Consider the following 14,598-nt stretch of genomic DNA (forward strand, 5'->3'; position numbering starts at 1 on the left):
CCCCTGGGTTTATTCGGGTACTACATGCAATAGGCTGCCATCAACTGTGGTTACTCGGACTTTGCTGCCGACGGCGGCATCCGGTCCAGTCACCTTCCAGTGACTGTCGTTGATGATGACCTTACCGAAACCGTTCACAATCGGTTCCGAAAGCACTACGACACGACCTTGAAAGGCTTTGCTGCGTTGATTCAGGTAGGGCTGATCAGTCTCTTCTGACTCAGACTTGTTGCTCAGTTGTTTCCACATGACCAGCGACGCAACACTGAATACACCGAAGATGAAGTACTGGATCGCCCAGTTCAAATCAGGCATGAGTAAACTCAGTGCAGCCGACGCAATGGCAGCAAAGCCTAGCCAAAGAAAAAACGCGCCGGGCGCAAACAGTTCGAGCCCAAAGCAAATAAAGCCGAGTATCAGCCAGTGCCAATAGGTTGGGTTATAAAAAAAATCAATCATTCCACCTCCTGCAATCAAGACTTCTTCTCAAACGCTTCTTTAGCCAATTCTGAAATGCCGCCAATTGACCCGATTACACTGGCCGCTTCCAGTGGCATAAAGATCACTTTCTGATTCTGTGAGCTTGCCATCTGGGTGAGTGCTTTAATGTAGTCCTGAGCGACAAAGTAGTTTACTGCCTGCACACTGCCTTCATTGATCGCTTGTGACACCATATTGGTGGCGCGCGCTTCCGCCTCGGCTTCTCGTTCACGTGCTTCGGCGTCTCTAAAGGCGGCTTCTTTGCGGCCTTCAGATTCTAATATGGCGGCGGTTTTTTCACCTTCTGCACGTAGAATTTCAGACTGCTTGAAACCTTCTGACTCCAAAATAGCAGCGCGTTTTTCCCGTTCTGCTTTCATCTGTCGAGCCATGGCATCCACGAGGTCTTGTGGTGGCGCAATGTCTTTAATTTCAATCCGGGTGACTTTGACGCCCCACGGTGTGGTGGCTTCGTCCACCACGGTAAGAAGTGCAGAATTGATCACATCTCGCTTCGATAATGACTCGTCTAAGTCCATGGAACCGAGTACGGTTCGAATGTTGGTCATGGTCAAATTGAGAATTGCGACCTCCAGTTGATTCACTTCATACGACGCTTTGGCAGCATCAATCACTTGAAAGAACACAACACCATCCACACGCACTACCGCGTTGTCTTTGGTAATAACTTCCTGCGACATGACATCCAGGACACGTTCCATCATGTTCTGTTTTTTACCAACCTGATCAAATATTGGGATAATGAATGCCAGACCTGGCTTGAGTGTCTTGGTGTAACGCCCAAAACGTTCTATTGTGTACTCAAAACCTTGTGGCACCACAACCGCCATGGCTTTGAGAAAGAGTAAAATGACACCTGCGCCAATAATATAAAACCACGATTCCATTGTTGTCTCCTTAAGAGTTGTTATTAGGGGCTGCTAAAACGAATGAACTTGTTGTTGTCGAGACTGAAATAAGACCAATCAAGGCGTGAAGCGCGTGGTTCGCGTCTCGAGGGGGTACTCAGGTGGTCAGTCGTTTACAATTCGCAACGAATAACGCGCAGTGACCAAGTTTTGGCCTCAACGCGCAGGGTGTCGCGCACCGCGACCAGGTCCCTTTTACCATCCTGCGTTGTTACTATTGGCGTATTGAAACAGTTAAACTATGTTTTTGGTCACGCACTGGCCAGCGGCAATGATAAGCCCATTCGTGTTAACCGAACCCAGCTATAATATGGGGCCTGTGAGCCAAATTACAAGCATCGTTTGGTGCCTAACATTGCTTAACCAGCACATCTAGCTTATGAATTCTAATTCCGTTTTGCACCACCGTGCCGACAGCATGGACTGGCAGCGTGCGTTTTCCCGACTGGGTTACGCCGGCGGTTGCCCGCAGGTCCATGGTGCAATCAAATCCGTACCTGAAGACTTTCAAGTGACAGAGCTAATGGGGTTCGAGCCCGAAGGTCAGGGTGAGCACGTCTGGTTATGGGTCAGAAAGCGGCAGCAAAATACCGAGCAAGTAGCGAAAGCCCTAGCGCAGCATGCTGGGGTTGCGTATCGGGATGTTTCCTATTCCGGTATGAAAGATTTTCATGCGGTCACATGGCAATGGTTCAGCGTATGGTTGCCTGGCGACAAGAACACTGATTGGCAAAGTTTTACACTGGCGGGGACTGAAATAGAACGTGTGCAGCGGCATACTCGTAAACTGAAGCGTGGCACACATCAGCAGAATCGGTTCGAGATTATCGTCCGAGATTTGGCTGGGCCGACATCTGTTCTGGAGCAAAGCTTGGCGCGTGTCGGCTGTGACGGTGTGCCAAATTATTTTGGCGCCCAACGATTTGGTCGACAATTCAATAACATGCCGCTGGCGGTATCGCATTTGTGCGATGGCGTGGCGATTAAAAAACGTCACCTGAAAAGCATTGTTATCTCCGCCGCTCGCTCTTGGCTATTCAACCATGTTTTATCTGAGCGTGTCAGCGCAGCTAGCTGGAATCGACTGTTGCCAAACGAGCCAGCCAATCTGCATGGCTCGAATAGTGTGTTCACCAGTACCGGCAGCGATGACGAGCAGCGACGCTTAGCCGAACTAGATATCCATCCCACTGGACCGTTGGTAGGTCGGCATAGTGGGCCTGACAGTGCCTTTGAAGCACAGGAAATGGCTTGGCTCGAAGGCTATCAGGATTTGGTACATGGGTTACAGCGCGTTGACGTGGCTAGTCTCCGCAGACCATTGCGTACCCGTGTCGAAAATTTGCAGTGGCAAATACAGGGCACACAGCTGGCGTTAACGTTTACGCTTCACGCCGGCCAGTTTGCAACGTCGGTTCTACGTGAATGTATTGCCGAGACAGATCAGAGCTGAGCTCGAACCATGACTTTTAACCAAACCCAATTTGCTTATTTGGATGCGGCTGCGCTATTTGACCTAGTGGCGCACGAAGCTTGGGCAGTGATGTTGGATTCCGGCACCATCGCGCGACAACCCAGTAGTAGATTATCCTGGGGGTATGATGTGCTTGCTGTGCGTCCATACACGACGCTGGTGTACGATGGGTCTGACACGGAGATTCGACACGGCACGGCGCCATCACGCAGTGTGCCTGGAGATCCGTTGGACATAGTTAAAGCGCACATGCCGGCGATGCCAGATCAGGCGCAGGATTTGCCGTATATGCCTGGTGCATTGGGTTATTTTTCATACGACTTGGCAAGAACGTTTGAATCGCTCCCAGCTCAGGCATCGGATGCTGAGCAACTCCCGCCGATGGCAGTGGGGCTTTATTCGGTAATCGTGGTTATCGACCATGCCAAACATCAAACGGTATTGATTTCCGATCCGCGCCAATCAGGCGCGTCTGAATTGTTTCAACATTGGGTACGCCTGATCAAGGTCGTACTTAGTAATCAGGGCGAAGAGAATCCTACGCTGCAGTCAAGCTGTCATCCAGCCAACCAGGGCGGCCTGCGCTGTGATGCGTTGGCGGCGAGTTTCAGCGAATCCAGTTACCAGAAGGCATTTGAGCGGGTAAAACAATACATTGTGGAGGGAGATTGTTACCAGGTTAATTTGACCAATCAGTTCGCGACATCAGCGCATGGTGATGCCTGGAAAACATATCAATATTTAAGACAAATCAGTCCGGCACCCTATGGGGCGTATCTCAATTTGCCGTTCGCGACGGTGCTCTCGAACTCGCCAGAAAGCTTTATTCAGTGCCGCGACCGGGAGGTCGTCACCAGTCCCATCAAAGGCACGCGACCCCGTGTCCGCGGCAACGCCCTCCGCGACCAGGAGGTGGCACAATCGCTCTTGAATAGTCCGAAAGATCGAGCCGAGAATCTAATGATCGTAGACTTGATGCGCAATGATCTGAGTCGCAGCTGTGTACTGGGTAGCGTTCAGGTACCAGAGCTGTTCGCACTCCACAGTTTTGCCAATGTGCATCACTTGATAAGTCGAGTAACCGGGCGATTACGCGATAATCTGCACGCATTGGATTTGTTGCGTCGTTGTTTTCCCGGAGGATCGATTACAGGCGCACCAAAAATTCGTTCCATGCAGATTATCGAAGAACTCGAACCCTGTCGTCGAGGTCTATATTGTGGTGCGATTGGGTATTTGGGCATAGATGGTAGCCTCGAAACCAATATTGCCATTCGGACGATGGTGGTAAAAGACGGTGTCGTTCGGTTTGGGGCTGGCGGGGGGCTGGTAATCGACTCTGATGCAAAGGGTGAATACCAGGAGCTGCTGGATAAAGCCTCAAAGTTGCTCGCTGCACTGTTTCCGGAGAAGGCTGATGCACAGTAACAAACACTTTCGCTTGAAATTCCCGTGATCAAAGCGTAAAACACTAGATATACTCTGAATAAATCGCGCGTAACTGAGCTCAAGCGCACAAGTTATATCACACTGTCTCTTTTATGGTTTTAGCTGCTATCAAATCGCTCTCTGAAATGGAGTTGCCTGCAAATAATGTTCCAACTTGGTTGGAAGGCGTAGCGAATGGCCGTACGCCAGAAAATCTGGTGCGCATCGAAGAGGCTGCCTATTTCGCGATCAAAGCACACGAAGGGCAGAAACGAGCGTCTGGCGAAGACTATGTGAATCACACCTTTGCGGTCGCAGCCATTGTGCACGAGCTGGGTTTGGATTCAGACGTGGTGATCGCGGCGCTGTTGCACGATGCTGTCGAGGATACCGAGGTAGAACTCGACGATATCACTCATAAATTTGGTGCTGATGTGGCGAATCTGGTTGACGGTGTGACCAAAATGGAAGTGATTCAGGAATTGTCGGACCAGACCAATCAAGGGCGTTCCAATCAGGACGCCAAGGCCGAAAGCCTACGTAAAATGATGTTGGCAATGGTCGACGACGTTCGTGTGGTGCTGATCAAGTTATGTGATCGTTTACACAATATGCGCACACTGGACTCGATGCGGGCGGAGAAACAAAAGCGTATTGCGACGGAAACCTTGGAGATATTTTCCCCGTTGGCAAATCGCTTGGGGGTCTGGCAAATCAAATGGGAATTGGAAGACTTGTCATTTCGTTATATTGAGCCAGAGATCTATAAGAGTATCGCCAAGAAACTCGCAGAACGACGAGTGGATCGAGAAGGCTTCATTAATAGTTTCATCAACGACCTGACCGCGGCGCTGACAGAAGATGGTGTGGATGCCGAGATTCGTGGTCGTGCGAAACATATCTACAGTATCTGGAGCAAGATGCAGAAAAAAGGGCTCGAGTTTGAGCAGCTTTTTGATGTGCGTGCGGTTCGCGTATTGGTAAATTCGGTACAGGATTGTTACGCTGCACTGGGTTGTATCCATACGAACTGGAAGTACATCGCCGGAGAATTTGACGATTACATTGCGACGCCAAAGGAGAACAATTATCGCTCGATCCATACTGCGGTCATTGGCCCAACTGGCAAGGTGGTCGAAGTGCAGATCCGTACGCATGAAATGCACGAGTACAATGAACTGGGGATTGCGGCGCATTGGCGCTATAAAGAAGGCCGGCGTGACAATGACCAAGCCGTCAATAATAAAATTCTATGGTTGCGTCAGCTGCTTGAATGGAAAGATGAGGTTGCCGATGCCAGCGAGTTTGTCGACCGAGTCAAAGATGAAGTATTCGAGGATCGAGTATACGTGTTCAGCCCGAAAGGAAAGGTTGTTGACTTAGCCTGGGGCAGTACCCCAATTGACTTTGCTTACGCAATTCACACGGAAGTGGGACATCGATGTCGTGGCGCCAAGGTCAATGGCAAAATGGTGCCGTTGACCTATAAGCTCAATACCGGTGAGCAGGTCAGCATTATTACGTCAAAGACGGGTGGCCCGAGTTTAGATTGGCTGGACACGCACAAAGGGTATGTGCGTAGCCGCCGAGCGAAGGCGCGTATTCAGCATTGGTTTCGGCATGAAAATCGTGATACGACCATCGCGCATGGGCGTTCGATTCTCGAGCGTGAGTTGGACCGCATGAACCTGAGTGATGTTAATTTCGACACCTTAGCCAAGCAGCTCGGTGCGGATGATACCGACGAGCTGTTTTTTAAATTAGTGGATGGGTCAATTAAACCCGGTCGTGCTGCCGTCGTTGCCCAACGTATTCTAAAACCAGAGACGGATGACGATGAGTCGCTGGAGATCAGTTTTAAAGGCACCGCGAAAGCGGCGAACGACGATGCTCGTCCAGCCAATCTGACGATTCAGGGCGTTAGCGACTTAATGACTAATCTTGCGCGTTGTTGTCAGCCGGTCCCCGGTGACAAGGTGCTTGGCTTTGTGACACGTGGTACTGGTATAACAATTCACCGTGAATCATGCCCTAATATTCTTTATCAAAAGCACAAAGCTGGTGAGCGCGTAGTTGAAGTCAACTGGGGGCAGGCAAGTGAACAGACCTACCCGATGACGATTTTGTTGCATGCATTTGACCGTAAAGGCTTGCTGAAAGATGTGTCTACGGTGTTTTCTGACGAGCGTGTCAATGTGCTCGAGCTCAGTACCTACACCGAACCTAAAGATGCGTCAGTGACGATGGAAGTGGTGGTGGAAGTCACCAGCTTGGAAGCCATGAGCAAATTGTTAGCCAAGTTGGATCAATTACCGAATGTGTTAAGCGTGCGACGTAAAAAATAACAAATTGGGTCAATAGAATCTGTCGGCAGACGCCAGTTTACTCAGCGATAATCTCTTCAAACAGGGAGAAATAGAGATGTTCCCCATAGCCTTCTTTGATGTGCGTGGTCGCGTTGGGTAGTTGTGCAGCTAGGTGATCCACACCTTCGCGAGTCACTCGAATGTCTTCCGTTCCCCACCACAGTGAAACAGGCACCTGTATGTTGCTCAGGTCCAATTTGCGCGGTGACAGGCAGAAGATCATTTCGTTAGAAATACCCTCCAAACAGTTGCTGCTGCCCTCACGAAAACCCTCAACCACCACATCGGTAATACCTTGCTGGTTGAAGGTGTCCTGCTCGGCCGAACCAATGCTGGAGTTGAGCATACTGCGGTAATGTACTGGCAGGTTCATGTTCATGCTCTTGAGCCATAATTCATAGATTTCGCGCGCCACGCGTTTTGAAGCGCGAACCAGTCTCGCGGTGGGCACCAGAATGCCGGATAAATACTGTGTATCAGATTGCTGATTAACCAACACTGGACAACAAAGTTTGACCGCTTTGAGTCGATCGTCGGCTTTGGTTGCCAGGCAGAGGCACAGAATTGACCCGAATACGTGACCAACCAATTCATAGCGTTGGATACCGAGTTGATCAATGAATTCAGTGAACTGCGAGTGCCAATCTTTTGGGTGTCCCTTTTGATAGCGTGTGCGCCCGTAACCTGGTCGGTCTGGAATGATGACACGCTTGTTTTGGCGCGCCAGCATGGCTTCGTAACCTGGTGGAATCGAGAGCCGACAACCGTAACCGTTATGCATCACAATAACGACGTCACCGTCAGCAGGGCCATAATCGCGATAAGCCAATCGCAATCCGTTTGACAGCGTGGTGAATTTGTCTTTGGTTTTTTCACTGTCGGGCATAAATAGTCCACCACCAGTGCCGAAATAGGAGTCCAGAATTTGCGATTCGTGCGTCAAGACCAGGCGCACAATGTCAGCTTGAGACTTGGTATACGTTTTACGGTACAGTGATTTGAGGTGTGTCTTTACCGTATTCTCAGAGATAAACGATTCGGTTGAAATATCCTTGATGGTTTTACCGTGCATTAATTTAACCAGTACCATCTGTTCTCGATCAGTGAGTTCGTAGCGCGCACAGAAGTCCGGGTTGAGTTGCTTATCATTGCGGGTTTGGTCCAGTACCAAAAGCAGGTAAAAGCGGGTTGGTTCGGCGTCCGGCGAGGTTTGATTATGAATCGAGCGCAGATAGACTTGCTCGCCGCTACTGTCGAGGTAGTTCATTGAGGTTAGGTTGCTGCGATTTCCGGCAAGATAGTTGCGCGTATTATTCTGTGCCGCTTCGCGAGCCAGTTGCAGAACCTTAGGATTAAGTTTGCCTTCATCCACCTTGCTCAATAATTGCCGATACAGCCGTTCAGCGTTCTGGTTGAAGTAGATAGGGGTAAACTCTTCATCCAGAATAATCATTTTGAAGCGACTTTTATCCAGCAGCGTGCCAAACGCTGTCAGCGCCTCATTCGTGTCACTGAGGCGACTGAGGATCTCGTCGCCTATTTCCAGTTCAGTGAGTTTGCCGGGTTCTTCGAACGAATCTGTTTCATCGAGAACTTCTTGCATGATATCAAGGTAGTCATCATGCCAACGCTCTGGTTTACCGATAATGCGGTAAACCAGGGTGCTAAACCTAGAGTTATCCATACCGAGTTAGTAATTGTCGGCAGTGCCGCCTGAAAAGGCTCAGAAGGTAAGGTTGGTATCCCAAACAGCGTGTGACCAAAAGCTTCCAAGTTGCGACAGGTGGTGTCGAGTACTGCCTTTATTTTGGTGACTTGATAATAATAAGTTTGTGCGTTGATAGCAATCAACCATCGGTCGTTATGTCGACGGATTGTTATCTTACCGAGTAATGCCCGGTATTTTCGTCAAACGGTGATCTCGCATAGCCAGCTTCAGGCATTTTTAGTACACTCCTGCCAGTTTAACTCCTTTCTAGATAAAACGAGGACAGATCATGAAACAACCAGTTCGCGTTGCCGTTACCGGCGCCGCCGGCCAAATCAGTTACGCATTGCTTTTCCGCATCGCATCCGGCTCTATGCTGGGTCAAGACCAACCTGTGATTCTACAACTGCTAGAAATAACGCCAGCGATGGGCGCCCTGCAAGGTGTCGTGATGGAGCTTAATGACTGTGCGTTCCCGTTGCTGCACGACGTGGTCATTTCAGATGACCCAGAAGTCGCGTTCAAAGATGCTGACTACGCACTCTTGGTAGGTGCTCGTCCGCGTGGGCCAGGCATGGAGCGTAAAGATCTGCTGGAAGCGAATGCAGCGATTTTCTCAACGCAGGGTAAAGCCATCAATAAAGTAGCTAGCCGTGATATTAAAGTGTTGGTGGTTGGTAATCCAGCGAACACCAACGCTTTGATCGCCGCGTCTAATGCACCGGATTTAGACGCAGGTCAGTTCACTGCAATGACACGTCTGGACCATAATCGCGCATTGAGTCAATTGGCGGAAAAAACTGGTTCGCACACCACTCAAATCAAGCGAATGACGATTTGGGGAAACCACTCAAACACCCAGTACCCAGATATTTCGAATGCCACGGTTGACGGAAAAGCCGCCTCTGAGTTGGTAGATCAAACATGGTTGGAAGATAATTTCATTCCAACGGTGCAAGAGCGCGGTGCGGCTATCATCAAGGCACGTGGTGCCTCCAGTGCGGCGTCAGCTGCGGCTGCGGCAATTGACCACATGCGAACTTGGGCGCTTGGTACTGAAGAGGGCGACTGGGTCAGCATGGCGATTCCAAGTGACGGTAGCTACGGCATCGAGCCAGGCATCATGTATTCCTACCCAGTGACCTGCAACGATGGTAAATACAGCATCGTTGAGGGTTTGGCAATCAGCGAATTCAGCCGTGCGCGCATGAACACCACGGAAGACGAGTTGCGTCAAGAACGTGCGGCGATTGAGCACTTGCTTGGCTAATCGCTGGCGCATGTAACAGGTTAGTTTTGACTGGCCTGGAGATCCATATAAAGCCCCGTGTTTTGTGTTGAAAACACGGGGCTTTTTTGTCTCAGTTTTGAAATCAGTCGACGCTTTTCTTGGCGTCCTGCTTGGCTTGCATAATGGCCAATTGCGCCGGGGTCGCCTCGGTCTGGTAGTGTGACTTCCATTCGTTATAGGGCATCCCGTATATAATTTCACGCGCCTGCTCATAGTCAAGCTCTACTCCCTGATCGGCTGCGCTTGCCACATACCATTTGGCCAGGCAGTTGCGACAAAAGTCGGCCAGGTTCATGAGTTCAATATTTTGTACCTCTTTGTGTTGATCTAAGTGTGCAAGGAGTTTGCGGAACACTGCTGCTTCGATTTGTGTGGTATCGCTCATAAGAATTAGGAGTCATCCAAGGCTATTAAAGAATGTCGTTTACCAATAGGGCGGCCATGGTTTCACCGAGTTGCTGGCACTGGGGTAGAAATGTACGCGTATATTCGCCCCGACACAAAAGTACGTCTTGCGCTTCACGCCATTTAAGCCCAGTGGTGATTCTGTGTACACCAATTTCAGTGCCTGACCCATCTAGTCCAGCGCGAATTACCAGAGCGTAGGGTTTGGCTTCGTTGCGCGCTGGTTGATCAAGACAAGGATAGTAAATACGTTCGAAGAAATCTTTCAGCGCACCACTCATGGCACCGAAGTTTTCAGTGGTGAACAGGATCAACGCGTCGGCGTTAAGGACATTCTCAGCTTCACACTCAAAGGGTGATTTCAATTCACAGTTAAGCGTCGGCTCTGTGATAGCGTTAACACCACCCAATAGAGCATGGGCTAAAGCTCGCGTATTAGGGGATGGCGTGTGTGCGACGATGAGTAAGGTTTTATTGGCTTTAGGCATACTCAGAGTGTACGCAATCCGAGTCGAGGTTTGAACTCATAGAGTGTCAGTCCAACGCATACCAAGGCGGCGCCAATCCAGACTTCGGTTACCATAGGCTCATTGTTCAGCCAACTACTTAAGCACAGCCCAGTAATCGGAGTAATGAGCGCGATCAGGGATAAACGGTTTGCGGAGACTCGTTTTAATAAATAATAGTAGAGCGTGAACCCAACGCCGGTACCAATCAAACCTAGGTAGACAAGACTGCTGAGCGCGCGGAACGAGTTATCTAACGCAAAGTCGGGTTCCATTATCAGCGTGGCAGCGAAGAACAATGGCATCGCCATCAGCAAATTGCCCGTCGTGATTTGCATACCAGACATGCTCTGTGCTTTGACCAATTGGCGCGTGATTACGGAGGTCGCTGAACTGATTAGCGTTGCCAATAGCGTGAGCGCCACACCGCCCAGCGACGCCTGCTCAACATTCAGTCCTGCAGAGAAAACCAGATACAAACCGCCTAAGCCTAGCAATAAGCCAATGACACGGGCAGGTGTCAGGCGCGTTTCAGGCTCGACCAGTGCTGATATGGCGCCCGTCATTAACGGCGATAACCCAAATAAAACGGCGATCCAACCAGAGGGAATACGCTGTGCAGCAGCGTAAAATAACGTCATAGACAAGAATGTCGTCACGCCGCCAACCAAATAAATCGTTAAGGCCGGACGATGCATTGGAACACCCTGACGCAAGAGCGTCACAACCGAGCCACAAAACAGTACGCCGATCAACATACGCAGCAGAGCGCTGGTCAACGGCGCGTCCACTGAGCTCCATTGGATGGCCAGCGGTGTGGTGCTCCAAATAAGGATGACGCTTATCACTGCGATGGTGGTACTTAGCCGGTTCATGACTTCCTCTTGTGGGAGCGTTTGGCACCACGTCGGGCAAAAAAAAACCGCACCCGATGTGGAATGCGGTTTTATGAAAAATAAAATGATCTACTTCAAAACACGCTTCCAGAGGCACGCACACAATGCCACACTGGTGTACAGAGTGCACGGCGAACAAGCGCTGAGGTGACTGTCATGATTTGAAATAGCATGCAGCTAGTGTGGGCTCTGAGTTCAATGCTGTCAATCACTTTTGCTTAGCAAAGCCCGTTGTTTTAAGTGGTCAAGAATTGTTGCATACGATCAATTTGTTCCAGCAGCAAACGCTTGGCTGATTCAGCGTCAGCCAACTGCTTCTTGGCTTTGGCAATGACGGCTTCCGGCGCCTTATCAACAAACGCAGAATTACTGAGACGGCCCTTGACTCCAGCGATGTCGCGTTCTGCTTTCTCGAGGTCTTTAGTTAGACGCTTTATTTCTGCCGCGGCGTCTATAAACGAACCAAGCGGAATTAAAACCCGCATCTCGTCAACCAAGGCCGTGGCGGACTCAGGCGTGGATTCCCCCTGCGGCAATATGTCTATTGACTCAAAACGGCCAAATTTGGTTAGGTATCCTCGATTTCGTTGCAGGTAGTCCACGGCATTCTGGTCTGCCCCTTCGAGTAAAATTGGCAGGGCTTTGCTGGGGCTGATATTCATCTCACCACGTACATTGCGGACGCCGGTAATAACGGCTTGAACCCAATGCATTTCGTCCAGCGCAGCTTGATCTACCTTGCTTATGTCAGCGACCGGGAAGTCGCAATCCATAATCGTCTCGCCCTTGCAAGCGGCCAGTGTCTTGACTTGTTGCCAGATTTCTTCGCTGATAAACGGCATGATCGGATGCAGTAAACGGAGTGTAGTCTCCAGTACACGCACCAAGGTTCGGCGTGTGCCGCGCAATTGCTCGGCCGAGGCGTTGCCATCGTTTAAGACGGTCTTAGTTAGCTCCACATACCAACTGCAATACTCATCCCATACAAAGCTGTAGAGTGACTGTGCAACCTGGTCGAAACGGTAGCTCTCGAGTTTGGCGGTGACGTCTTGCTCGACTTGTTGTAAGCGCGAGATAATCCAGCGATCCGCAAGGCTCAGCTCATATTCGTCGCCTGATTGACCACAATCGTGTTCGCTAGTGTTCATTAACACGTAACGAGATGCGTTCCACAGCTTATTACAGAAGTTGCGGTATCCTTCGACGCGGGCCAGATCAAAGCGAATATCACGACCCAAGGTGGCTTGGCTGGCGAAGGTGAAACGCAACGCGTCGGTGCCGAAGGCAGCAATGCCATCTGGGAACTGTTTACGTGTTGCTTTTTCAATTTTGGCAGCCATTTTCGGCTGCATCAGACCGTGCGTGCGCTTGGCGACTAATGTCTCCAAATCGATGCCGTCGATCAAGTCAATGGGGTCCAGAACATTGCCCTTGGATTTGGACATTTTTTGACCTTCCTGATCTCGCACAAGTCCGTGAATATACACTTCCTTGAACGGCACTTTGCCGGTGAACTTTAGACCAAACATCACCATGCGGGCGACCCAGAAAAAGATAATGTCGAATCCGGTGACCAAGACATTGGTTGGGTAATACTTGTCTAGTTCCGGCGTATTGTCCGGCCAGCCTAGCGTTGAGAATGGCCATAAGGCAGAGGAAAACCAGGTATCCAAGACATCGGTATCCTGTCTTAGCTCTGCCTGCGGCCCCGCTTGTTGTTGCGCTTCTTCCAGCGACGCAGCGACGTAGATATTGTCGTGCTGGTCGTACCAAGCGGGCACTCGGTGACCCCACCATATTTGGCGTGAGATACACCAATCTTCGATATTGCGCATCCATTCAAAATAGGTGTTTTGCCAGTTCTCGGGAACAAACTTGATATCGCCGTCCTCGACCACTTTGATGGCTTCTTTTGCCAGGGGCTCAACCCGAACATACCACTGGTCGGTTAGATAAGGCTCGATCACACTGCCCGAGCGATCTCCGCGCGGCACCATCAATTTGTGGTCATCAATACGCTCGAGGAGTCCGGCGACCTCGAAGTCTGCCACAATTTTCTTTCTCGCAACGTAGCGATCCAAGCCATGGTAAGGCGAGTTAGGTAGGTCGATGGCGGCATTTTTATCTAGGATGTTGATGATCTCCAGATCATGTCGCTTGCCGACGTCGTAGTCGTTAAAGTCATGCGCGGGCGTAATCTTGACGCAGCCGGAACCAAATTCTGGGTCAACATACTCGTCAGCGATTACGGGTATACGACGCGAGGTTAAGGGTAGGTCAATGGTTTTGCCAATCAGGTGCTGATAGCGTTCATCCTCCGGGTGTACGGCGACCGCACTGTCGCCGAGCATGGTTTCTGGCCGTGTGGTTGCAACGATCAAAAACTGATCGGGTGCGTCACTCAACGGGTACCGCAGATGCCACAAGTGACCGTTTTCTTCAGCTGACTCAACTTCTAAGTCCGACACCGCTGTGTGCAGCACTGGATCCCAGTTCACTAGGCGCTTACCTCGGTAGATTAGGTCTTCCTGGTAAAGCTTGATAAAGACTTCCTGGACCGCCGCCGAGAGGCCGTCATCCATGGTAAAGCGTTCGCGGCTCCAGTCTATGGCGGCCCCCATGCGACGCAGCTGTTTGGTGATGGTGCCGCCGGATTCCGCTTTCCATTCCCATACTTTATCGATAAATTTTTCGCGTCCCAGGTCATGTCGACTGATGCCATCGGCAGCCAGTCGGCGTTCGACCACCATTTGGGTTGCAATGCCGGCATGGTCTGTGCCGACCTGCCACAGGGTTTGGTCGCCTTTCATACGATGATAGCGCGTTAACAAATCCATGATCGTGTCTTGAAACGCATGCCCCATATGCAGGCTACCAGTCACATTGGGCGGCGGGATCATGATGCAATAAGCATTTTCGGCCTCGCGCGCCGCAAAATTATTGTTTGATTCCCAGCGTTGATAGATCGCCTGTTCAATTTTGCTAGGCTGATACTGATTGTCGAGCGCGTTAGTCATGGTTGTTAGTCTGGCTGTGTGGAATTACGTTTGATCAAACGCAATATTATACGGTTTTGAATCACTGGAATCAGTAGCAATTAACGCCCTAATTGGAC

Annotated in this window: 11 protein-coding genes; 4 read left to right on the plus strand and 7 right to left on the minus strand. The window is 50.4% G+C overall.

What is annotated here, in order from left to right; genetic code table 11:
- Positions 1-9: 9 nt before the first annotated feature.
- Both IE055_RS09255 and IE055_RS09260 read right to left on the minus strand, forming a co-directional pair.
- The gene (locus tag IE055_RS09255) at positions 10-459 is read right to left on the minus strand and encodes an NfeD family protein (RefSeq protein ID WP_189400039.1); all 450 of its coding nucleotides are present in this window, start codon (positions 457-459) and stop codon (positions 10-12) included.
- Positions 460-473: 14 nt separating this feature from the next.
- Positions 474-1,331 (minus strand): SPFH domain-containing protein, encoded by an 858-nt coding sequence (locus IE055_RS09260; RefSeq protein WP_373299194.1) that lies wholly within the window; start codon positions 1,329-1,331, stop codon positions 474-476.
- Between the two features lie 457 nt (positions 1,332-1,788).
- On the opposite strand from IE055_RS09260, the gene truD reads away from it, so the two are divergent.
- The 3 genes from truD (at position 1,789) to relA (ending at position 6,656) form a co-directional block, all read left to right on the plus strand.
- Entirely contained in the window at positions 1,789-2,862 is a 1,074-nt protein-coding gene (gene truD, locus IE055_RS09265; RefSeq protein ID WP_189400043.1) for a tRNA pseudouridine(13) synthase TruD, read from the plus strand.
- A 9-nt stretch (positions 2,863-2,871) separates the two neighbouring features.
- A complete protein-coding gene (pabB, locus tag IE055_RS09270; protein ID WP_189400045.1) occupies positions 2,872-4,311 on the plus strand; it encodes an aminodeoxychorismate synthase component I in 1,440 nt (479 codons plus the stop codon).
- Between the two features lie 113 nt (positions 4,312-4,424).
- Positions 4,425-6,656: a GTP diphosphokinase gene (gene relA, locus IE055_RS09275; RefSeq protein ID WP_189400047.1), complete on the plus strand. Its 2,232-nt coding sequence runs from the start codon at positions 4,425-4,427 to the stop codon at positions 6,654-6,656.
- Positions 6,657-6,693: 37 nt separating this feature from the next.
- Here the strand turns inward: relA and IE055_RS09280 are convergent, their stop codons facing one another.
- Positions 6,694-8,361, minus strand: a complete 1,668-nt coding sequence (locus IE055_RS09280; RefSeq protein WP_189400049.1) for a bifunctional helix-turn-helix transcriptional regulator/alpha/beta hydrolase — start codon at positions 8,359-8,361, stop codon at positions 6,694-6,696.
- 313 nt (positions 8,362-8,674) lie between these two features.
- Between IE055_RS09280 and IE055_RS09285 the strand changes: the two genes are divergently transcribed.
- Positions 8,675-9,655, plus strand: a complete 981-nt coding sequence (locus IE055_RS09285; protein ID WP_189400051.1) for a malate dehydrogenase — start codon at positions 8,675-8,677, stop codon at positions 9,653-9,655.
- 103 nt (positions 9,656-9,758) lie between these two features.
- Here IE055_RS09285 and IE055_RS09290 read toward each other — a convergent pair whose 3' ends face one another.
- The 4 genes from IE055_RS09290 to IE055_RS09305 form a co-directional block, all read right to left on the minus strand.
- Positions 9,759-10,061 carry a DUF1244 domain-containing protein gene (locus IE055_RS09290; RefSeq protein ID WP_189400052.1) on the minus strand — a complete coding sequence of 101 codons (303 nt, stop codon included), beginning with the start codon at positions 10,059-10,061 and terminating at the stop codon, positions 9,759-9,761.
- 25 nt (positions 10,062-10,086) lie between these two features.
- Positions 10,087-10,569 carry a flavodoxin family protein gene (locus IE055_RS09295; RefSeq protein WP_189400054.1) on the minus strand — a complete coding sequence of 161 codons (483 nt, stop codon included), beginning with the start codon at positions 10,567-10,569 and terminating at the stop codon, positions 10,087-10,089.
- Positions 10,570-10,571: 2 nt separating this feature from the next.
- Complete coding sequence (locus IE055_RS09300; RefSeq protein ID WP_189400056.1) at positions 10,572-11,462, minus strand: DMT family transporter; 891 nt, start codon at positions 11,460-11,462, stop codon at positions 10,572-10,574.
- A gap of 257 nt (positions 11,463-11,719) precedes the next feature.
- Positions 11,720-14,500, minus strand: a complete 2,781-nt coding sequence (locus IE055_RS09305) for a valine--tRNA ligase (protein WP_189400058.1) — start codon at positions 14,498-14,500, stop codon at positions 11,720-11,722.
- Between the last annotated feature and the right edge of the window lie 98 nt (positions 14,501-14,598).

Origin of the sequence: Arenicella chitinivorans (assembly GCF_014651515.1) — a bacterium.
Classification (GTDB): domain Bacteria; phylum Pseudomonadota; class Gammaproteobacteria; order Arenicellales; family Arenicellaceae; genus Arenicella; species Arenicella chitinivorans.